At 59.4% G+C, this 20,252-nt stretch carries 20 protein-coding genes; 13 read left to right on the forward strand and 7 right to left on the reverse strand.

All coding sequences use genetic code 11. The annotated features are described in order from the left end of the window. Positions 1–65 precede the first annotated feature (65 nt). Positions 66–479: an Hsp20 family protein gene (locus tag NOM67_RS20070; protein WP_255939646.1), complete on the reverse strand. Its 414-nt coding sequence runs from the start codon at positions 477–479 to the stop codon at positions 66–68. Positions 480–759: 280 nt separating this feature from the next. Here NOM67_RS20070 and NOM67_RS20075 point away from each other — a divergent pair, with 280 nt between their 5' ends. The 5 genes from NOM67_RS20075 (at position 760) to NOM67_RS20095 (ending at position 4,642) form a co-directional block, all read left to right on the forward strand. After that, positions 760–1,530 (forward strand): MBL fold metallo-hydrolase, encoded by a 771-nt coding sequence (locus tag NOM67_RS20075; protein WP_255939648.1) that lies wholly within the window; start codon positions 760–762, stop codon positions 1,528–1,530. A gap of 92 nt (positions 1,531–1,622) precedes the next feature. Continuing rightward, positions 1,623–2,582, forward strand: coding sequence for a helix-turn-helix domain-containing protein (locus NOM67_RS20080; protein ID WP_255939650.1), 960 nt, complete (start codon positions 1,623–1,625; stop codon positions 2,580–2,582). 66 nt (positions 2,583–2,648) lie between these two features. After that, the gene (locus tag NOM67_RS20085; RefSeq protein WP_127007981.1) at positions 2,649–3,353 is read left to right on the forward strand and encodes a YafY family protein; all 705 of its coding nucleotides are present in this window, start codon (positions 2,649–2,651) and stop codon (positions 3,351–3,353) included. Positions 3,354–3,419: 66 nt separating this feature from the next. Beyond that, positions 3,420–3,797, forward strand: coding sequence for a VOC family protein (locus NOM67_RS20090; protein ID WP_255939653.1), 378 nt, complete (start codon positions 3,420–3,422; stop codon positions 3,795–3,797). 80 nt (positions 3,798–3,877) lie between these two features. Next, positions 3,878–4,642 carry a GNAT family N-acetyltransferase gene (locus NOM67_RS20095; RefSeq protein WP_156854518.1) on the forward strand — a complete coding sequence of 255 codons (765 nt, stop codon included), beginning with the start codon at positions 3,878–3,880 and terminating at the stop codon, positions 4,640–4,642. A gap of 68 nt (positions 4,643–4,710) precedes the next feature. Here the strand turns inward: NOM67_RS20095 and gyrB are convergent, their stop codons facing one another. The 4 genes from gyrB to dnaA are packed head-to-tail and all read right to left on the reverse strand — an operon-like array spanning position 4,711 to position 10,720. Continuing rightward, on the reverse strand, positions 4,711–7,122 hold the full coding sequence (gene gyrB / locus NOM67_RS20100) for a DNA topoisomerase (ATP-hydrolyzing) subunit B (RefSeq protein WP_042031093.1): 2,412 nt from the start codon (positions 7,120–7,122) through the stop codon (positions 4,711–4,713). Beyond that, positions 7,119–8,222, reverse strand: coding sequence for a DNA replication/repair protein RecF (recF, locus tag NOM67_RS20105; protein WP_033115255.1), 1,104 nt, complete (start codon positions 8,220–8,222; stop codon positions 7,119–7,121). The genes gyrB and recF overlap by 4 nt, the downstream gene beginning before the upstream one ends. Positions 8,223–8,224: 2 nt before the next feature. Next, positions 8,225–9,328, reverse strand: a complete 1,104-nt coding sequence (gene dnaN / locus NOM67_RS20110; RefSeq protein WP_033115254.1) for a DNA polymerase III subunit beta — start codon at positions 9,326–9,328, stop codon at positions 8,225–8,227. 15 nt (positions 9,329–9,343) lie between these two features. Then, complete coding sequence (dnaA, locus tag NOM67_RS20115; RefSeq protein ID WP_033115253.1) at positions 9,344–10,720, reverse strand: chromosomal replication initiator protein DnaA; 1,377 nt, start codon at positions 10,718–10,720, stop codon at positions 9,344–9,346. Between the two features lie 311 nt (positions 10,721–11,031). On the opposite strand from dnaA, the gene NOM67_RS20120 reads away from it, so the two are divergent. The 8 genes from NOM67_RS20120 to mnmE all read left to right on the forward strand — a co-directional run bounded on the left by NOM67_RS20120 (position 11,032) and on the right by mnmE (position 17,309). Then, positions 11,032–11,790, forward strand: a complete 759-nt coding sequence (locus NOM67_RS20120) for an amino acid ABC transporter substrate-binding protein (protein ID WP_033115252.1) — start codon at positions 11,032–11,034, stop codon at positions 11,788–11,790. Continuing rightward, entirely contained in the window at positions 11,791–12,459 is a 669-nt protein-coding gene (locus tag NOM67_RS20125) for an amino acid ABC transporter permease (protein ID WP_124242552.1), read from the forward strand. Positions 12,460–12,471: 12 nt separating this feature from the next. Continuing rightward, positions 12,472–13,206: an amino acid ABC transporter ATP-binding protein gene (locus tag NOM67_RS20130; RefSeq protein ID WP_071914524.1), complete on the forward strand. Its 735-nt coding sequence runs from the start codon at positions 12,472–12,474 to the stop codon at positions 13,204–13,206. A 270-nt stretch (positions 13,207–13,476) separates the two neighbouring features. Beyond that, positions 13,477–13,611 (forward strand): 50S ribosomal protein L34, encoded by a 135-nt coding sequence (gene rpmH / locus NOM67_RS20135; protein WP_005307156.1) that lies wholly within the window; start codon positions 13,477–13,479, stop codon positions 13,609–13,611. Next, positions 13,611–13,970, forward strand: a complete 360-nt coding sequence (gene rnpA / locus NOM67_RS20140) for a ribonuclease P protein component (protein WP_005342318.1) — start codon at positions 13,611–13,613, stop codon at positions 13,968–13,970. Before rpmH ends, rnpA begins: the two co-directional genes overlap by 1 nt. After that, on the forward strand, positions 13,937–14,185 hold the full coding sequence (gene yidD / locus NOM67_RS20145) for a membrane protein insertion efficiency factor YidD (RefSeq protein ID WP_010672280.1): 249 nt from the start codon (positions 13,937–13,939) through the stop codon (positions 14,183–14,185). The genes rnpA and yidD overlap by 34 nt, the downstream gene beginning before the upstream one ends. Positions 14,186–14,190: 5 nt before the next feature. Next, positions 14,191–15,837, forward strand: coding sequence for a membrane protein insertase YidC (yidC, locus tag NOM67_RS20150; protein WP_255939701.1), 1,647 nt, complete (start codon positions 14,191–14,193; stop codon positions 15,835–15,837). Positions 15,838–15,947: 110 nt separating this feature from the next. Beyond that, positions 15,948–17,309 (forward strand): tRNA uridine-5-carboxymethylaminomethyl(34) synthesis GTPase MnmE, encoded by a 1,362-nt coding sequence (mnmE, locus tag NOM67_RS20155; protein WP_071914522.1) that lies wholly within the window; start codon positions 15,948–15,950, stop codon positions 17,307–17,309. Positions 17,310–17,378: 69 nt separating this feature from the next. Here mnmE and fhuB read toward each other — a convergent pair whose 3' ends face one another. Further along, complete coding sequence (gene fhuB / locus NOM67_RS20160) at positions 17,379–19,355, reverse strand: Fe(3+)-hydroxamate ABC transporter permease FhuB (RefSeq protein ID WP_156854557.1); 1,977 nt, start codon at positions 19,353–19,355, stop codon at positions 17,379–17,381. Further along, positions 19,352–20,236, reverse strand: a complete 885-nt coding sequence (locus tag NOM67_RS20165) for an ABC transporter substrate-binding protein (RefSeq protein ID WP_255939800.1) — start codon at positions 20,234–20,236, stop codon at positions 19,352–19,354. The genes fhuB and NOM67_RS20165 overlap by 4 nt, the downstream gene beginning before the upstream one ends. Between the last annotated feature and the right edge of the window lie 16 nt (positions 20,237–20,252).

Consider the following 20,252-nt stretch of genomic DNA (forward strand, 5'->3'; position numbering starts at 1 on the left):
TTCAACTCTCCACAGGCCCGTCATCGGCACCCGGGAAATTTTAAAATTTCAGTGAATTCAGGCTATCAGCCGTTGATCTCGATCTTGCGCGGCTTCATCGCCTCGGGCACTTCACGCACAAGCTCGATGTGCAGCAAGCCGTTTTTCAGGTCGGCCCCTTTCACCCGCACATAGTCGGCCAACTGGAAGCGGCGCTCAAAACCACGCTCGGCGATCCCCTGATAGAGATAGTTGCGCCCGGTGTCGGCCTGCTTGTTGCCCTTCACCGTCAGCAGATTTTCCTGGAAGCTCAGCTCCAGCTCTTCCTGGGTAAAGCCCGCCACCGCCATGCTGATGCGGTAGTCGTTGTCACCCAACAGCTCGATGTTGTAGGGGGGGTAACCGGCATTGCCATTGCTGGCCGCAGATTCGATGAGATTGGCCAGACGATCGAAACCGATGGCAGAACGATAGAGCGGAGAAAAGTCGATAGAACGCATAGTATTACCCTCTTGTGAGCGATAACGGATTGTTTGCCCTCCTTATGGACGGGCGCCTGGTCGAAACCTCTGTCGAGCGTTCCGGCCTTGTTACCTATATAGGGGCTCACTTTTTCCTTTCAAGGGGATTTTTTCAAATTTTTTAAATGGCCGCGCCGATCTGTAGAACATCAACCTGTTGGCCCGATAGTGATGATAATCGACCCATGGGCCACTGATGGCAACTCGCTCCGTCTCACATAATTGGTTGCATATCCACCAGCCAACATGGAGCCATCCCATGAAGATTACCCAGGTTCGCAACGCCACCCTGCTGCTCGACTATGCCGGCACCCGCTTTCTGATCGACCCCATGCTCTCGGCCAGGGGGGCCTTCCCCGGCTTTGAGGGCACCGCCAACAGCCATCTGCGCAATCCGCTGGTCGAGCTGCCGCTACCGATCGATGCGCTGGTCGATGTGGACGCCGTAATCGTCACTCACGACCATCCCGACCACTGGGATGATGCCGCCAGAGCGCTAATCCCCAAACATCTGCCGCTCTTGGTACAACATCAGAAAGATGCCGATGCCATTCGTGCCAGTGGCTTTGAGGATGTGCGCCTGCTGAGCGACCAGCCCGAGTTTGCCGGCATTCGCCTGCAGCAGACCGGTGGCCAGCACGGCAGCGACCAGTTGATGGCGGTATTGGGCGAGCGCATGGGAGAAGTGTGCGGCGTGGTCTTCTCCCACCCCGATGAACAGTGCCTCTATCTGGCCGGTGACACCATCTGGCATCCCCGGGTCGAGCAAGCCCTGCAACAGCATCAGCCCGAGGTCATCATCCTCAACTGTGGCGATGCACAGGTGCCCGGGCTCGGTTCCATCATCATGGGCAAGGAGGATGTCGCCGCCGTTTATCAGGCCGCACCGCAAGCCACGCTGATCGCCAGCCATATGGAGGCGGTCAACCACGCCGTGCTGTCACGCCAGGAGCTGCGCGACTATCTGGCGGAACGGGGCATGATGGATCGGGTACGGGTGCCAGAAGATGGCGAGGCGATATCGCTGTGACCCGCAGGAGGGCCATGTCAGAGATGGCCCTTCGGCTTTCACTGCCGAACGCTTATGATGAGTGGTCTGCGCGCAAGAGAGGAGCCAACACCATGACCACCCCTATCGTTGCCGTGGTGACCTTCGATCACTTCAGCCCTTTTCACTGCGCCGTCCCCTGCCTCATCTTCGGCGATATCCTGCCGGGCCAACCGCTGTTCGAGCTCAAGATCTGCTGCGGCGATGGCAACCCTCATTCACACTCGGCGCAAGGCTTCACCATTCAGGCTCCCCATGGGCTGGAGGTGCTGGCCGAGGCGGAGATCATCGTCATCCCCTTCTGGCACGACCCGGCAGCACGGCCACCCGCAGCGCTGCTCGATGCCCTGATTGCCGCCAGAGCCAGAGGTGCCCGGCTGGTCGGGCTCTGTCTCGGCACCTATGTGCTCGCCTACGCCGGGCTGCTCAATGGACGCAAGGCATCGACCCACTGGGAGTACGAACAGGATTTCTGCCACCGCTTTCCCTGCGTGCAGCTCGATACCAACGCCCTCTATGTGGATGACGCAGGGCTGGTCACCTCGGCAGGCACTGCCGCCGGGCTGGACTGCTGCCTCTATCTGGTACGCCAGTACCACGGCTCGGCCATCGCCAACAAGGTGGCGCGGCGGCTGGTTATCCCGCCTCACCGGGAAGGGGGGCAGGCTCAGTTTATCGAGCAGCCGGTGCCCGCCTCCACCCGCGATGTCCGGATGAACCAGTTGCTCGATCACCTGCGTGCCCATCTGGCCGAGCCTCACACCCTGGACTCTCTGGCATATCACACCCTGATGAGTCGGCGCACCTTTACCCGCCGTTTTCATCAGGCAACCGGCCTCTCGGTGGGTGAATGGCTGCTGGCGGAACGGCTCAGGCGCAGTCAGGAGCTGCTGGAGGTAAGCAGCCATTCCATCGATCGCATTGCCGAGCTGGTCGGCTTCAAGAGTGCTACCTCTCTGCGCAATCACTTTCGTGCCCGCTTTGCCATCTCCCCCAGCGAGTGGCGACGATCTTTTCGTGGCAACAATGTCTGATGACATCCTCTATACCCGCACACTCCGCTATGGCAGGCTAAACCAGAGATCCCGAGGAGTCATTCCATGTCCCGTTCCGAACGCCTGCTGGCCCTGCTCCAGTTGCTGCGCGGCCATCGCTACGCCATCACAGGTGCGGAGCTGGCCAGCCAGCTTGGCATCAGCCTGCGCACCCTCTACCGGGATATCGCCACCCTGCAGGCACAAGGCGCCCATATCGAGGGTGAACCCGGGATCGGCTATGTGTTGCGTCCCGGCTTCATGCTGCCGCCATTGATGTTCAGTGAAGAGGAGCTGGATGCGCTGGTGCTGGGGTCGCGTTGGGTCGTCGCCCACGGTGACGGAGCCTTGAGTGCATCGGCCAGCAGTGCGCTGGCCAAGATAGAAGCCGTGCTGCCCGCCGACTATCGCCAGCAGCTCCAGAGCAATGCCCTGCTGATCGGTACCTCCCGCAGCGACAGCCTCACCGATGAAGCCCCACTGCGCAGCGCCATCCGCCAGCAACGCAAGGTGACCCTGATCTATCGCGATCTCAAGGATGAGGCCTCTGAGCGCACCGTCTGGCCCTTTGCCCTCGGCTACTTCGAACAGGTACGGGTACTGGTGGCCTGGTGCGAACTGCGTCAGGGCTTTCGCCACTTTCGGGTGGATCGCATCACCCGGATGCAACCGCAAGATTGCCGCTATCCAAAAAGCAGAGAGAGCCTGCTGAAGGAGTGGCGCGCCACCCAGCAGATCCCGCAGCCGAAATTCATTGCTGACAGAAACTGACAGCAGGTAGCGCCATGCTGACGGGGTCGGCGCCGATGCGCCATCTCATCAGCAAGGAGCATCACCATGTTAGTCCCCCAGTTCACCATCCTCTACGTTACCAATCCGACCCGCAGCGCGCTCTTCTACCGCGAGTTGTTCGAGCGTGAACCGGTGGAGGAGTCACCTACCTTTGCCATGTTCGTGTTCGAATCGGGCGCCAGACTGGCACTCTGGTCCAGCGCCACAGTTGAACCTGCCGTGACCCAAACGGCCGGAGCGATGGAGCTGGCCTTCGCCCTCCCCGATGATGATGCCGTCGATCGCCTGTCTGCCGAGTGGCTGGCGCGCGGGCTCACCCTGATCCAGGCGCCGACCAAGATGGAGTTTGGCTACACCTGCATGGCCCTCGACCCGGATGGCCATCGTCTGCGCCTCTACTGCCCGGCACCTGAGCTGAGGTAACCCGGTTCAATGTTCCACGTGGAACGACCCTATCCGATCGGCTGTGTTATCATCTGCGCGCATCATTTTATGGATAAACAATGACCACTCGACATAATCCACTCAAACTGTATCAGCCAGATAACTGCACAGCCGATGAACTGAGCGAGAAGCAGTTGGCACTTTTTTCCCTGCTGCAACTGCGTGAGCAGGAGTTTGGCTTCAACCCCAACGTCATCGTCCACTACCCGGAAGCCAGCTTTCTCGATACTCCGCTCGATTATCTGGATCAGCTGATCGATGAACAACGGCAGCAGGGCCACCTCATCAATGAGGTGGTGATACTCACCACGTATCAGGAGCTCTATTCCCCTCTCACTCAAAGCGGTTATCTGCACGAAGCCGTTCATATGCCCGCAGGCCCGGATCACACTGCAATATTCAGAGCGTATTACGGTTCTCAGCCAGCAGGCAAAACCCTCTACATCGAAGCCGTCAACGAGCAGGATCCCAAAATCCGGCCGACCTTTGTCTTGATGCTGCATGATGAGAATGGTGAACTGCAGGGAGGTATGTCCGGGTCTATCTACTCCACAGACAATCGGCGATACGCCTATATCGGCACTGTGGTGGTGCAACCTGGGCAACCCGCAGGAACCGGCACCCTGCTCGCCAATACCGTGCTGGAGTACCTGACGCAGCAAGGGGTTTACGAGGTCAATCTCGGTACCCAGACCGCCGAGCCTTTCTATACCAAGCTGGGGTTCGGGGTTATCCACCACATAGTGCCAGCGTTGCGTCATCGCACGGCTAGCGATGGCGCTGTGCTACCCCACAACCTGGTCATCATGAGCAAAATGCTCTGATAAAGCAGACTGCAGATGTAAAAAAGCCGCTCTTGTGAGCGGCTTTTTATTGCAATCAGCGAGTCTGATTAGACGTCGAGGTTGGCTACGCGCAGGGCGTTGGTCTCGATAAAGTCGCGACGCGGCTCTACAGCATCACCCATCAGGGTGGAGAAGAGCTGGTCAGCACCAACCGCATCGTCGATGGTGACGCGCAACATCCGGCGGGCTTCCGGATCCATGGTGGTTTCCCACAGCTGGTCCGGGTTCATCTCGCCCAAGCCTTTATAGCGCTGGATGTAGATGCCGCGTTTGCCTTCGCCCATCAGCCACTCGACCGCTTCGACGAAGCTGGAGACCGGCTTCACCTTCTCGCCACGCTTGATGTAACCACCTTCCTCGATCAGGTTGGCGATCTCCTTGCCCAGCGAGACCAGCTGACGGTACTCGGAGGATTGCAGGAAATCGTAGCTGATCGGGTATTCGCGGTCGACACCGTGCTGACGTACCACGGCATGCGGCACGAACAGGCGGCGCTCTTCATCGCGGCGAACCTGCATCTGGTACTGGATGCCCTGGTTGCTCTCGTTGAGCACGGCTTCCATACCCTGACACCAGGCCAGCAGATCGCTCTCGCTGTTCAGCAGCGCTTCGTTCAGCTCCGGCTGATAGATCAGCTGGGTCAGTACAGCTTCCGGCGCACGACGAGACATGCGGGTGATCAGGTGAGTCACCGAGCGATGCTGGTTGACCAGACGCTCCAGCGCCTCGCCACCGATGGCCGGGGCAGACTCGTTGACGTGCAGGGTCGCACCATCCAGCGCCATGGCGGTCTGGTACTGCAGCAGCGCATCTTCGTCTTTCAGATACTGTTCCTGCTTGCCCTTCTTCACCTTGTAGAGCGGCGGCTGGGCGATATAAACGTAGCCACGCTCGATGATTTCCGGCATCTGACGATAGAAGAAGGTCAGCAGCAGGGTTCGGATGTGCGCACCATCGACGTCCGCATCGGTCATGATGATGATGTTGTGATAACGCAGCTTGTCCGGGTTGTACTCGTCGCGACCGATACCGCAACCCAGTGCGGTGATCAGGGTGCCTACCTCTTGTGAGGAGATCATCTTGTCGAAACGGGCCTTCTCTACGTTCAGGATCTTGCCCTTGAGCGGCAGGATGGCCTGGTTCTTACGGTTGCGACCCTGCTTGGCGGAACCGCCAGCAGAGTCCCCTTCCACTATGTAGAGTTCGGAGAGAGCCGGGTCTTTTTCCTGACAGTCAGCCAGCTTGCCGGGCAGACCGGCGATATCCAGCGCGCCTTTGCGGCGAGTCAGTTCACGGGCCTTGCGGGCCGCTTCACGGGCACGGGCCGCATCGATGATCTTGTTGACCACGATCTTGGCATCGCCCGGGTTTTCCAGCAGGAAGTCGGCCAGCTTCTCACCCATCGCCTGCTCGACAGCAGTCTTCACTTCGGAAGAGACCAGCTTGTCCTTGGTCTGGGAGGAAAACTTGGGATCCGGCACCTTGACGGAGATAACGGCAATCAGACCTTCACGCACGTCATCACCGCTGGCGGCAGATTTGGCCTTCTTGCTGTAGTCCTCTTTCTCCATGTAGGAGTTGAGGGTACGGGTCAACGCGGTACGGAAACCAACGAGGTGGGTACCACCATCGCGCTGCGGAATGTTGTTGGTGAAGCAGTAGACCCCTTCCTGATAGGCGTCGTTCCACTGCATGGCAACTTCCACGCCGATGCCATCCTGTTCGGTTGTGAAGTGGAACACTTTCGGGTGGATCGGGGTTTTGTTCTGGTTCAGGTACTCAACGAACGCCTTGATGCCGCCTTCGTAGCAGAAGTGCGCCTCACGGCCATCACGCTCATCCATCAGACGGATGGAAACACCGGAGTTGAGGAAGGAGAGTTCGCGCAGACGCTTGGCCAGGATCTCGTAGTGGAACAGGGTGTCGCTGAAGATGGTCGGGCTCGGCCAGAAGCGTACTTCGGTACCGGTGCCAGTGCTGTCACCGATCTGCTTGAGCGGAGCCTGCGGCTCACCCAGATGATAGGTCTGTTCGTAAACGTGGCCGTTACGACGAATGGTCAGCAGCAGCTTGTCAGAGAGCGCGTTAACTACGGAGACGCCGACGCCGTGCAGACCACCGGAAACCTTGTAGGAGTTGTCATCGAACTTACCGCCAGCGTGCAGCACGGTCATGATGACTTCGGCAGCGGAGCGGCCCTCTTCCGGGTGAATATCGACTGGAATACCACGGCCGTTATCGCGCACGGAGACGGAGCCATCGGAATGGATCTTGACCTGAATATCGGAGCAGTAGCCAGCGAGCGCCTCGTCAATGGAGTTATCGACGACTTCGAACACCATGTGGTGCAGACCCGAGCCATCATCCGTATCGCCGATATACATCCCCGGGCGCTTGCGGACCGCATCCAGGCCCTTCAGCACCTTGATATTCGAGGAGTCGTAAGTATTTTCACTCATAGCTTACTCTCTGCCTTCTCTAACGTTTCGGAGATCTTGCCTTGTTCCACGTGGAACAACTTGCAGTCATTCGCATCCATCATGTCTGCGAGCTGACCGGTATCGATAGCGGTGATAAACACCTGGGACGCGCACTGCTTCAGCCTTGCGGCCAGGAGGCGACGCTTCTCGACATCCAGTTCAGAGGCAAAATCGTCAATTAAAAAAATACAGCCACGGCTGCTATGTTGATTCAAATAGAGCCCTTGGGCCAAGCGCATGGCACAAACCAGCAGCTTGAGCTGACCCCGGGACAAAATATCCTGAGCAGGCACCCCGTTCGCCTTGAGGCGCACATCGGCTTTCTGCGGACCGACACCGGTGTAGCCCAGCGCCCGATCCCGCTCAAACCCCGCCTCCAGCAGTTCGTTGAGGGGGGTATCTTTCTCCCAGCCCCGGTAAAAACCAAGACTGATATCGAATTCCGGCAGAAAATCCGCCGTCATCTCCTTGATCAGGGGCGTAATGGCCTGACAATAACTGGCGCGAAAGCCTGCCAGTTCACCACCCAACCGCACCAGCTCCTGATCCCAGAACGCCAGCTGGCGATATTGGGTGCTCTGGCGCAGCAGCGCATTACGCTGTTTCAGCAGCCGCCGCACCCGCCCCCACAGTGCGAAGAAGGTGGGTTCCTGATGAAACACCCCCCAATCGAGCCAGGCCCGACGAGCCTGCGGCCCCCCGGTCAACAGATTGAAGCCATCCGGATGGATGAGTTGCACCGGCAGCAGTTCGGCCAGATCGGCCAATCGCTGCGCCTGCGCTCCGGCAATCTTGAGCTGGGTCTCGCCACTCTTGTCCTTGGCAAGACCGATAGGCACCTGACGCCCATCCAGTTCGCACTGGGCAAACAGGGTAAACGCCCTCTCCCCCTGGCGGATAACCCGCCCGGTCAGATGAGTGCGAAAGGAGCGCCCCAGACCAAGGTAGTGAATGGCTTCCAGCACGCTGGTCTTGCCGCTGCCATTGCACCCGACCAAAATATTGAGGCCGGGTGACAACGCGAGACTGGCTTGCTGGATATTGCGAAAGTCGCTGAGCTGGAGTTTGACCAGAGACACGACTAGATCCGCATCGGCATTACCACGTACTGAGCATCCTGATTTTCAAAATCCTCAATAATGGCGCTGCTGACGGAATCGCTCAGGCTAACCCGGATTTGCTCACATTTTAACGTATTCAGCACGTCCAGCACATAAGAGACGTTGAATCCGATCTCCATCTCGCCAGCAGCGTATTGTACGTCAAGCAGCTCTTCCGCTTCTTCCTGTTCCGGGTTGTTGGCGGTGATGCGCAGCAGGTTTTCCTGCAGATTGAGACGCACCCCACGGAATTTTTCGTTGGAGAGGATCGCTGCGCGGGCAAACGCCTGACGCAGATCCTCGCGACCAGCGATCAGGGCCTTGTCGCTGTTGCGCGGAATGACCCGGCGCCAGTCCGGGAAACGGCCATCCACCAGCTTGGAGGTAAAGATGAAGCCGTCGAGAGCGGCACGCAGGTTGCTGCGACCGATCTGCAGCCGTACCGGCTTGTCTTCCGCTTCCAGCAGACGCACCAGCTCCAGCACCCCTTTGCGCGGCAGGATAACCTGATGATCGGGCAGCGATTCCCCCACAACCTCGCGGCGGCAGGTGGCCAGACGGTGACCGTCGGTCGCCACGGTACGCAGACCGTGACCTTCACTCTCGAACAGCATGCCGTTCAGGTAGTAACGCACATCCTGGCTGGCCATGGAGAACTGGGTCGCATCGATCAGCTTCTTCAGCTCCAGCTGGCTGATATCGAACTCGAGCACGGATTCCCAATCCTCGATGTTCGGATACTCGGTTGCCGGCAGGGTCGACAGATTGAAACGGGAACGACCGGAACGGATGATCAGGCGATCGCCTTCGGTATTGAGACGGATCTCGGCGCCTTCCGGCAGACCACGGCAGATGTCCAGCAACTTGCGCGCCGGCACAGTGGTGCGGCCATCTTCGCTGGCACCATTCAGATAGACCTGACCGATCATCTCTACTTCGAGATCGGTACCGGTCAGCGACAGCAGACCGTTGCTGACATCAAGCAGCACGTTGCCGAGGATCGGCAGGGTCGGTCGGCCACCCAGGGCACCGGACACCAGTTGCAGAGGACGTAACAGGGCCTCACGGCTAATTTCGAGCTGCATCTGTGCTCTCCGTTATCAGGAAGAAAGGGTACGGATCAGGTTGGAGTAGTCCTCCTTGATGTCGTGACTCTCCTCCTTCAGCTGCTCGATCTTGCGGCAGGCATGAAGAACGGTGGTATGGTCACGGCCACCAAAGGCATCACCTATCTCCGGCAAACTGTGATTGGTCAGCTCCTTGGCAAGTGCCATCGCCAGCTGGCGCGGGCGGGCCACGGAGCGGGAACGGCGCTTGGAGAGCAGATCCGCAAGCTTGATCTTGTAGTACTCCGCCACCGTCTTCTGGATATTGTCGATGGTGACCAGCTTCTCCTGCAACGCCAGCAGATCGCGCAGCGCTTCGCGTACGAAGTCGATGTTGATGGCGCGACCGGTAAAGTTGGCGTTGGCGATCACCCGGTTGAGGGCTCCTTCCAGTTCACGGACGTTGGAACGCAGCCGTTTGGCGATGAAGAAGGCCACTTCGTCCGGCAGGTGGATCTGGTTCTCGTCCGCCTTGCGCATCAGGATGGCGACGCGAGTCTCCAGCTCAGGCGGCTCGATCGCCACGGTCAGGCCCCAGCCGAAGCGGGACTTGAGGCGATCCTCGACGCCGTTGATCTCTTTCGGATAGCGATCCGAGGTGAGGATGATCTGCTGGTTGCCTTCGAGCAAGGCGTTGAAGGTATGGAAGAACTCCTCCTGGGAGCGCTCCTTGTTGGCGAAGAACTGGATGTCATCGATGAGCAGGGCATCGACGCTGCGGTAGTAACGCTTGAACTCTTCAATGGCGTTATTTTGCAGCGCTTTCACCATGTCCTGAACAAACCGCTCGGAGTGCATATAGATGACTTTCGCATCTTTTTTACTCTCCTTGATGGCATTGCCAACGGCGTGCAGCAGGTGGGTTTTACCCAGGCCGGTGCCGCCATAGAGGAACAGCGGGTTGTAAGCGCCACCCGGATTGTCCGCCACCTGACGGGCCGCCGCACGAGCCAACTGGTTAGACTTACCCTCGACGAAATTCTCGAAGGTATAGTTCACGTTGGTGTTGCTCTTGTGGTTCGGCTCAGGCTTGGTTTCGGGCTTGCTTTCCCAGCTCTTCTGCAAGTTATTCACAGGCGCAGCACCCTGCGCCGGCGCTCTGCTTGCAGCGACGGTGACGGGGTGGGGACGATTGCCAATATCAAAACGCAGGGCGGGGCCATCGACCCCGCAAAGTTCGTTAATGATACCGTTCACCCGGATGAGGTACTTGTCTCGTACCCAGTCCAGAACGAAGCGATTCGGTGCATACAGGGTCAGAGTATTGTCACTCAACTCCGCTTGAAGCGGCCGGATCCACATGCTGAATTCTGCCGAGGGCAACTCATCTTGCAGCCGGTTAAGGCACTGCTGCCATAGCGAAGCAGTCACTCTAAACTCCTGTCGATTGATTAACTAAAGACCGGCTATTCTACGTTTTTAGCCGCCGGATCTCCAGCCGTGACCCCGCGGATCCAGCAAATAAGATCCTTGACTTTCAAGGATCCAGCGCCTCCGGATCATCTTTCATCCCCAAAGTTACCCACAGCTTGATCCACTGCTGCAACTGGCGGATCTCGTGCTGCACTCCTGTTATTTCATATAACCAAATGTCATTTATTTTTTAAATTTTATTCCAATAACATCAGCGCCAAAGCAGTTATTACAACTACAAATACAAGACATTTAGAGAGAGAAACCCCATGAAAACTTCCATCAAGCTTATTTCCGGCGCAGCCATCCTGTTGGCTACCCTGTCTGGTCAGGCCATCGCCCAGGAGACCATCAAGGTCGGTATGTCCGGCAAGTACTTCCCGTTCACTTTCGTCAAGCAGGACAAGCTGCAGGGCTTTGAAGTGGATATGTGGAACCAGATCGGCGAGCGCACCGGCTACAAGGTCGAGTTCGTTACCGCCAGCTTCTCCGGCCTGTTCGGCATGCTGGAAACCGGCCGTGTCGATACCATCTCCAACCAGATCACCATCACCGACGAGCGCAAGGCGAAGTACGACTTCTCCCAGCCCTACGTCTATGACGGCGCCCAGATCGTGGTCCGTCAGGGCAACAACACCATCCACGGCATCAAGGATCTGGAAGGCAAAAAAGTCGCGGTCAACCTGGGCTCCAACTTTGAAGAGCTGCTGCGCAAGAACGATCCGAACCACAAGATCGATATCCGCACCTATGACTCCGCCTTCGAGCAGGATGTCGCGCTGGGCCGCATCGACGCCTTCGTGATGGACCGCGTCTCCACCGCCCAGCTGATCAAGGAGTCCAAGCTGCCGCTGCAACAGGCTGGCGCACCGTTCGAAACCATCGAGAACGCCCTGCCCTTCCTGAAGACCCCGGAGAAGCAGGCGCTGCTGAAGAAGGTCGATGAGGCTCTGACCGCCATGCGCAAGGATGGCTCCCTGCGTCAAATCTCCGAGAAATGGTTCGCGTCCGACATCACCGACAAATAAATGATGCACTTCGATATCGAGTACACCCTGGGGCTGTTTCCCATCCTGCTCAAATATCTGGGCACCACGATGGAGATGGCCCTGTGGGGATTCGCGTTGGCACTCGTACTGTCGCTGGCCCTGGCGATAGTACGGGTCTTTCGCATCCCCGTGATCCACTGGCTGGCGATGCTCTATATCTCGTTCTTTCGGGGTACACCGCTGCTCGTCCAGCTGTTTCTGCTCTATTACGGGCTGCCACAACTGTTCCACGTATTTTCCGGGATGGATGCCTTTACCGCCGCCATCATAGGTCTGACCCTCCACTTTGCCGCCTACATGGCCGAGTCAATCAGAGCGTCGATCCTGGGTATCCACAAAAGCCAGATGGAGGCGGCGCTCAGCATCGGCATGAGCCGGCTGCAGGCGATGCAGCGGATCATTCTGCCGCAGGCAGCACGCATCGCCACTCCGTCGCTGATGAACTACTTCATCGACATGATCAAGAGCACCTCGCTGGCCTTTACCCTCGGCGTGGCCGAGATCATGGGCAAGGCGCAGATGGAAGCCTCCTCCTCCTTCAAGTTCTTCGAGAGCTTTATGGCGGTGGCGCTCATCTACTGGGTAGTGGTCATCTTCTTCACCCGCTTGCAGCATCTGCTGGAAGTACACCTCAACCGTGCCTATTAAAGGAGGGCTCTCATGATCAAGCTAACCGGCCTCTCCAAGGCATATCACGGCAATCAGGTGCTCAACGGCATCGATCTGGAGGTAAAGAAGGGGGAGATAGTGGTCATTATCGGCCCCTCCGGCACCGGCAAGTCGACTCTGCTGCGCTGCCTGAACCTGCTGGAGACCCCGGATGCGGGTTCGCTTGCCATCGACGATCTGCAGCTCAATCTGGCAAATGCCAGCGAGCAGCAGGCCATCGAGCTGCGCAAGCGCGCCTCCTTCGTGTTCCAGAACTACGCCTTGTTTGCCAACAAGACGGCGCAGGACAACATCGCCGAAGGGCTGATCACCGTCTGGAAACAGCCAAAGGCGGAAGCCCGTGCTACCGCCCTCGGCATCCTTGAGGATATAGGTCTTGCCGACAAGAAGGACGCCTATCCGGCCTCCCTCTCCGGTGGCCAGCAGCAACGGGTCGGCATCGGTCGGGCCATGGCGGCCCACTCCAAGGTGATCCTGTTTGACGAGCCCACTTCGGCACTCGATCCGGAATGGGTCGATGAAGTGCTCGGACTGATGAAAAAGCTGGCTAGCCAGCACCAGACCATGGTGGTGGTGACCCACGAGATTGAATTCGCACGGGATGTGGCCGATCGGGTGATCTTCATGGAAGGTGGCCGGATCGTGGAGCAAGGCCCGCCGGATCAGATATTGGTCGATCCCAAGGATCCCCGTACCCGGGAGTTCTTGCGGAAAGTCCTTAAATAGCTCTCTCTTTGGCGGCCTGGCCGCCTTTTTTATTGAGGGATCCCTTGTTTAACACAGGGTTGCCAGTATAATCCGGAGCCCTCGATCCTCTGGATCCTCACGCTCGGCAGTGGCCTTTTCAAGACCACCGCAGGATGAGAGGGAACGGCGGATTGACTAAAAGCCGAACTCTGTTTAGAATTCGGCCTCTTTTGCTAGTCGTCACACGCTATAGCTGGCGCGTCGGCTAAGTGTGACAATCAAAACTGTACAGTAATACGGAATCGAATCATGAAACGTACTTTTCAACCGTCCAACCTGAAGCGCAAGCGCTCTCACGGTTTCCGCGCCCGCATGGCAACTGCCAACGGTCGTAAAGTTCTGGCCGCTCGTCGTGCCAAGGGTCGTGCCCGCCTGGTAGTCTAATGCCTACCCAGCACACCTTCTCTCGGGAGTTACGTCTGTTAACTCCCGAACACTTCAAACGCGTTTTCGCCGAGCCTGTCCGGGCCGCCTCTCCGCAGATTACTCTTCTCGCCTCTCCCAATTCGCTCGAACACCCTCGTCTTGGTCTCGCTGTGCCCAAAAAAGCACTCAAGCGTGCCGTTTGGCGTAACCGTGTCAAACGGGTGGTTCGGGAAAGTTTCCGCCTCAAACAACATCAGCTGCCCGCTATCGACATCGTGGTGATCGCCAAGGCCGGTGTGAAAGAGATGGATAACGAGGAACTGTTCAAGTTACTGGAAAAGCTATGGCGCACTCTGTCACGCCGTTGCAATGGGTAGCTATCAAACTGATACGTCTGTATCAGCTAATCATTAGTCCCCTGCTGGGGCCGCGCTGCCGTTTTACCCCGACTTGTTCCCAATTTGCGATAGAAGCAATCCGACTTCACGGTTTCATAAAAGGCGTTTGGTTAGCCAGCAAACGTCTATTAAAATGCCATCCCTTATCCGAGGGTGGTTATGACCCGGTTCCGCAACCAAAGCGAAGAAACTGAAGACTATGGAATCACAACGCAATCTACTCCTGATCGGTTTGCTGTTCGTGAGCTTTTTGCTCTGGCAACAGTGGGAGTCCGACAAGGCTCCCAAGCCGGCCCCGACTACCGTGGCCCAAACCGAACATTTCGTACCTGAAGCCGGTCAATCCGGTGATATTCCTCAGGTTTCCGAGCAAGCCAATGCGACTGCCGCACGCAAGCTGATCACCGTCTCCTCCGACGTGCTCAAGCTGACTCTGGATACCCAGGGTGGCGACATCGTCTCTGCTGAACTGCTGGCCCACAAGCTGGAAGAAGGCAAGGATCAACCGTTCGTACTGCTGACCAGCCAGCCTGAGCATCTTTATGTTGCCCAGAGCGGTCTGGTTGGTCGCGATGGTCCTGACAGCCAGGCCCAGGGTCGTCCCACCTATGAAGCAGCCCAGACCAGCTACCAGCTGGCTGATGGTCAGGATCAAGTCGTCGTTCCGATGACCTGGACCGACAGCAAGGGCGTTGTCTTCACCAAGGAGTTCATCCTCAAGCGCGGTGACTATGCCGTTGGCGTCGACTACAAGATCGACAACAAATCCGCCAAGCCGGTACAGGTGCAGTTCTACGGTCAGCTGAAGCAGACCGTGGCGACTCCGAAAGACCAGCAAGGCCATGCCATGGTAGCCAGTGCTTACCGCGGCGGTGCCTTCTCCACTGAAGATACCCGCTACAAGAAGTACACCTTCGACGAGATGAAGGATGCCGACCTGAGCAAGACCACCAAGGGTGGTTGGGTCGCCATGCTGCAACACTACTTCGTCTCTGCTTGGGCTCCGAACGCAAACGATACCAACAGCTTCTACAGCCGAGTGATCCCGGGCAAAGGCCAGGCCATCATCGGTTACAAGGCGCCGATGGTTGACGTGGCAGCCGGTCAACAGGCCGAAGTGACCAGCAAACTGTGGGTTGGTCCCAAGCTGCAAGACCAGATGGCCAAGGTGGCAAACCACCTCGACCTGACCGTCGACTACGGCTGGCTGTGGTTCATCGCCCAACCGCTGCACTGGCTGCTGACCGTGTTCCACGGCTTCGTCCAGAACTGGGGTGTGGCCATCATCATGCTGACCCTGCTGGTGCGCGGCATCATGTTCCCGCTGACCAAGGCCCAGTACACCTCCATGGCCAAGATGCGCATGCTGCAACCCAAGATTGCGGCCCTGCGCGAGCGCTTCGGCGACGATCGCCAGAAGATGTCTCAGGGCATGATGGAGCTGTACAAGAAGGAGAAGGTCAACCCGCTGGGTGGCTGTCTGCCGATCCTGGTTCAGATGCCCATCTTCATTGCCCTCTACTGGGCACTGATGGAGTCTGTTGAACTACGCCACGCGCCGTTCGCCCTGTGGATCACCGACCTGTCAGTGAAGGACCCCTTCTTCGTGCTGCCAATCCTCATGGGTGCCTCCATGTGGTATCTGCAGAAGATGAGCCCGACCACCGTGACCGACCCGATGCAACAGAAAGTGATGCAGTTCATGCCGATCATCTTCACTTTCATGTTCCTCTGGTTCCCGGCTGGCCTGACTCTCTACTGGCTGGTGAGCAACGTTATCTCCATCACCCAGCAGACCATCATCTATCGTCAGCTGGAGAAGAAAGGCCTGCACACTCGCAACTGATGCGTAGCTAATCTTCCCGTGATGACAAAAGAGGCGGCCTTCGGGCCGCCTTTTTTATTACAATGTCTCCCACTACGTTTTCCTATCAGCGAACAAACGAGCCAAGCAAGATGACTACAGATACGATCGTGGCCCAGGCCACCGCCCCCGGCCGTGGTGGCGTCGGCATAGTCCGGGTATCCGGCCCCGCCGCCGAACAGGTAGCCGAGATAGTGCTCGGCAAGTGCCCGCGGGTACGCTACGCCGAATATCTGCCGTTCAGGGATGAGCAAGGCGAAGTACTGGATCAGGGCATCGCCCTGCTGTTCAAGGCCCCCAACAGCTTCACCGGCGAAGATGTGCTGGAGCTGCAGGGCCACGGCGGCCCCGTCATCATGGACATGCTGATCCGCCGCATTCTGCAAATTGAAGGGATCCGCCCTGCCCGCCCCGGCGAGTTCAGCGAGCGCGCCTTCATCAACGACAAGCTGGATCTGGCCCAGGCCGAGGCGATTGCCGACCTTATTGAAGCCTCCAGCGAACAGGCTGCCCGCAGCGCCATGCACTCCCTGCAGGGGCAGTTCTCCAGCAAGATCCAGCAGCTGGTGGAAAACCTGACCCGGCTGCGCATCTATGTGGAAGCGGCCATCGACTTCCCGGACGAGGAGATCGACTTCCTCTCCGATGGCAAGGTGGCGGGCGACCTCTACGCCATCATGTCCGAGTTGGACGACGTGCGTGGTGAAGCCAAGCAGGGCGCCCTGCTGCGGGAAGGGATGAAGGTGGTGATCGCCGGTCGTCCCAACGCCGGCAAATCGAGCCTGCTCAACGCTCTGGCAGGCCGTGAGTCAGCCATCGTTACCGAGATTGCCGGTACCACCCGCGACGTGTTGCGCGAGCACATCCATCTCGATGGCATGCCGCTGCACATCATCGACACCGCCGGCCTGCGCGACACCCAGGACAAGGTGGAGCAGATCGGTATCGAGCGCGCCTGGGCCGAGATCGAACAGGCCGACCGGGTGCTGTTTATGGTGGATGGCACCACCACAGACGCGGTTGACCCGCGGGAGATCTGGCCGGAATTTGTTGATCGGTTGCCAAAAAATATCGGCCTCACCGTCATTCGCAACAAGGCCGACCTGACCGGCGAGGATCTGGCACCGAGTCAGGAGCAGGGCCATGCCGTCTACCGTATCTCCGCCAAGACCGAGCTGGGACTGCCTGCCCTGCGCGAGCACCTGAAAGCCTGCATGGGCTTCCAGGGCAACACCGAAGGGGGCTTTATGGCCCGCCGCCGCCATCTGGATGCACTGGAGCGCGCCGCTGAGCGCCTGCTGGTGGCCAAGGAGCAGCTGGAAGTGTTCGTGGCTGGCGAGCTGGTGGCCGAAGAGTTGCGCCTGGCGCAAGAGTCCCTCTCCGAGATCACCGGCGAATTCAGCTCAGACGATCTGCTGGGCCGCATCTTCTCCAGCTTCTGCATCGGCAAATAAGCTGGTTCGGCAGACAATAAAAAGCCCGGGTTCATCCCGGGCTTTTTTGCGCATTTTTCGTCCACAAACCTAGAGGCGGCGCAGACACCACATGAAGTAAGCGCCCCCTAACAGGGTGGAGACCAGCCCGACCGGCACCTCCTGCGGGAAGAGGATCTGCTGGCCGACCCAGTCCGCCGATACCATCAACAGGGCGCCGGAAGCGGCGGCCCCAAGCAGGTGCCAGCGTGCCCGCACCAACCCCATCAGCTTGGCCATGTGTGGCGCCAACAGGCCGACGAACGAGAGCGGCCCCACCACCAGGGTGGCGCTGGCAGTGAGCACGGCCACCAGCAGCAGGATGGCGAGCTGGGCACGGTTGAGGCGAATGCCCAGTGCGGTCGCCATCGCCCCCCCCATCGGCAACAGATCGAGCCAGCGGCTGACAAGCAGGCAGGCGGACAGCATCAACAGCGCCAGCCCCACCAACCCATAGGCCACCGGCAGGGTGACGTAGTAGGTGGAACCGGACATCCAGGAGAGCAGTTGCTGCACCCGCATGTCGCCGTTGGCCAGCGCAATGGCCTGCAGCGGCTCAAACAGTGCCGTGATGGCGATGCCGGAGAGCAGGATCCGCTCCGGCTGGAAGCCGTGCTTGTGGTTGACCACCACCAGCAGCAACAGGCAACCAAAAGCACCGAGCAGGCCACCGACCAGCGGCAGGGGCAACGCAGGCAGCAACAGCGCCGTGGCTATCACCCCCATAAAGGTGCCGCCGCTCACCCCCAGCAGCTCTGGGCTCGCCATAGGATTGTTGCTGACCCGCTGCAACAGGGTGCCCGCCAGCGCCAGCAGCACGCCAGCCGCCCCCGCAGCCAGAGTGCGCGGCAGCCGCCACTCCAGCTGGGCCTGCCAGCGGAGCCAGCTTGGCCAGCTCCAGCCCGTCATTCCCTGACCAACCAGCAGGGAGGCGACCATGGCCAGCATCAGCCCGACCAGCAACAGGCCGACAAGGCGAGCCGGTGCCGGATGGCGGGCCACCGGCAGAGCGGCGTTTGCCTTCGGCGTACCCGACTTGATGCCAAGGCGCGGGATCAGCCAGAGCAGCAGTGGCGCCCCCAGCATGGCGGTCATTGCGCCGGTGGGGATCAATACCGGCCAGAAGCGGCTCAGACTCTGCAGCAGCAGATCGGTCGCCGCCAGCAGCAGGGCGCCGAGGATCGGAGCCCACAGCAGCCGCTGGCCGAGCTGGCGGATCCCGAGCAGCCGCACCATGGCGGGCGCCGCCAACCCGATAAAGCCGATCAGCCCCACCACGCTCACCACGCAAGCGGTGACAAACACCGCCAGCCCCAGTCCGGCAAAACGCAGATGCTGAAGGGAGACCCCCAGACTGCGGGCGCTGGCATCATCCAGCTCCAGCACCGCCAGCGGGCGTACCAGCACCGCAGCCAGCGCAGCAGCTGCCAGCAGGCGGGGCAACAGATAACTCACCCCGCTCCAGCTGTTCTGCACTAGCGAGCCACCGCCCCACACCAGCAAGCCTTTCAGCTCCTCCTGAAAGAACAGCAAGAGCCCCATGCTGATGGCCGCCAGATAGAGGTTGATCACCAGCCCGGCAAAGACGATGACCACCGGATTGAGCTGACGACGCCAGGCCAAGGCAAACACCAGCGCCATCGCAAGGCTACCGCCAACCATGGCGATCCACTCCCGCCCCAGCAGCAACCAGGAGGGGGCAAACAGGGTCACCATCATCAACGCCAGTTGGGCACCGGAGGCCACCCCCAAGGTGGTCGGTGACGCGAGCGGGTTGCGCAGCACCTGCTGCATCAGGGTGCCCGCCAGCCCGAGCGCCGCCCCGGCCAACAGGGTGACAGCCAAGCGGGGTAGCCAGCTGAAATGCACCACCGCTTGGCTGACATCATCCAGATTGGGGGCGAAGAGGCTCTGCCACCAGAGCGCACCGGGCAGCTGGCGAGCCAGCTCCCAATACGCGAGCAAGAGGGTCAACCCCAGCAGGATCGAGACCGGCCGCAGCAGCGGCGATGTGAGCAGTCGCTTCATCGGCTAGCCTCCATACGCTCGACATCTTGCAACAATGCATCGCTGAGCAGACCTGCGAAACGGCGGGCGGCCAATACGCCGCCAAAACTCCAGACCGCAGGCAGATGCAGCACGGGCGCCTGCCGTACCAGCGGCAGATGCTGCCACAGCCCAGGCTCCTGCAGCCGTTCGCTCACCCCTACCGGGATGGGATCGACCACCACCAGCCGCGCGGTTGGCAAGGTCATAAACTGCTCGATGCTGACCACCGAGAAACCCCAGTTATTGGTCTGATTCTGCCAGCCATTGCGCAGCCCAAGCCGCGTCATCACAGCATCGAACAGGCTGTGGCGACCAAACACCCGCACATGGCGCTCATCGATAAACTGCACCACCAACAGGGGCGGCAGATCCGCAGGCAATCCGGCCTGCATACTGGCGAGATCCCGATCCAGCCCGGCCAGCAGCCGTTCGCCCTCGGCGGTTTTGCCCACCATACGGGCGAGAGTCAGGGTCACCTCGTGCAGCCGCTGCCATAGATCGGTTTGCCCATCATAGAAGGCGATGGTGCTCACCGGTGCAATGCGGGAAAGAGTTGGCGCCAGCGAGGCCGCCAGCGGCGAGATGAGGATGCGATCGGGTTTGAGCTCTGCCAGCAGCTCACGGTTGGGCTGGGTGCGCAGGCCGATATCCACCACTCCGGCGGGTAGCCGTGGCTCGCCAACCCATGCCTGATAGGGGCCAACATCCCCCACCGCCAGCGGAGTCACCCCGAGTGCCAGCAGGGTCTCGGCTATGGTCCAGTCGACGGTGGCGATACGGGGTAGCGGCGTAGAGGCGATCGGGGATGTGTCGGCCTGCGCCGCTAGTGGCAGCAGCAGGCTAATAAGGCAGGGTGCCATCTTCTTCAATAAACGG

This window comes from Aeromonas sp. SG16 (assembly GCF_024436135.1).
GTDB lineage: Bacteria > Pseudomonadota > Gammaproteobacteria > Enterobacterales > Aeromonadaceae > Aeromonas > Aeromonas jandaei.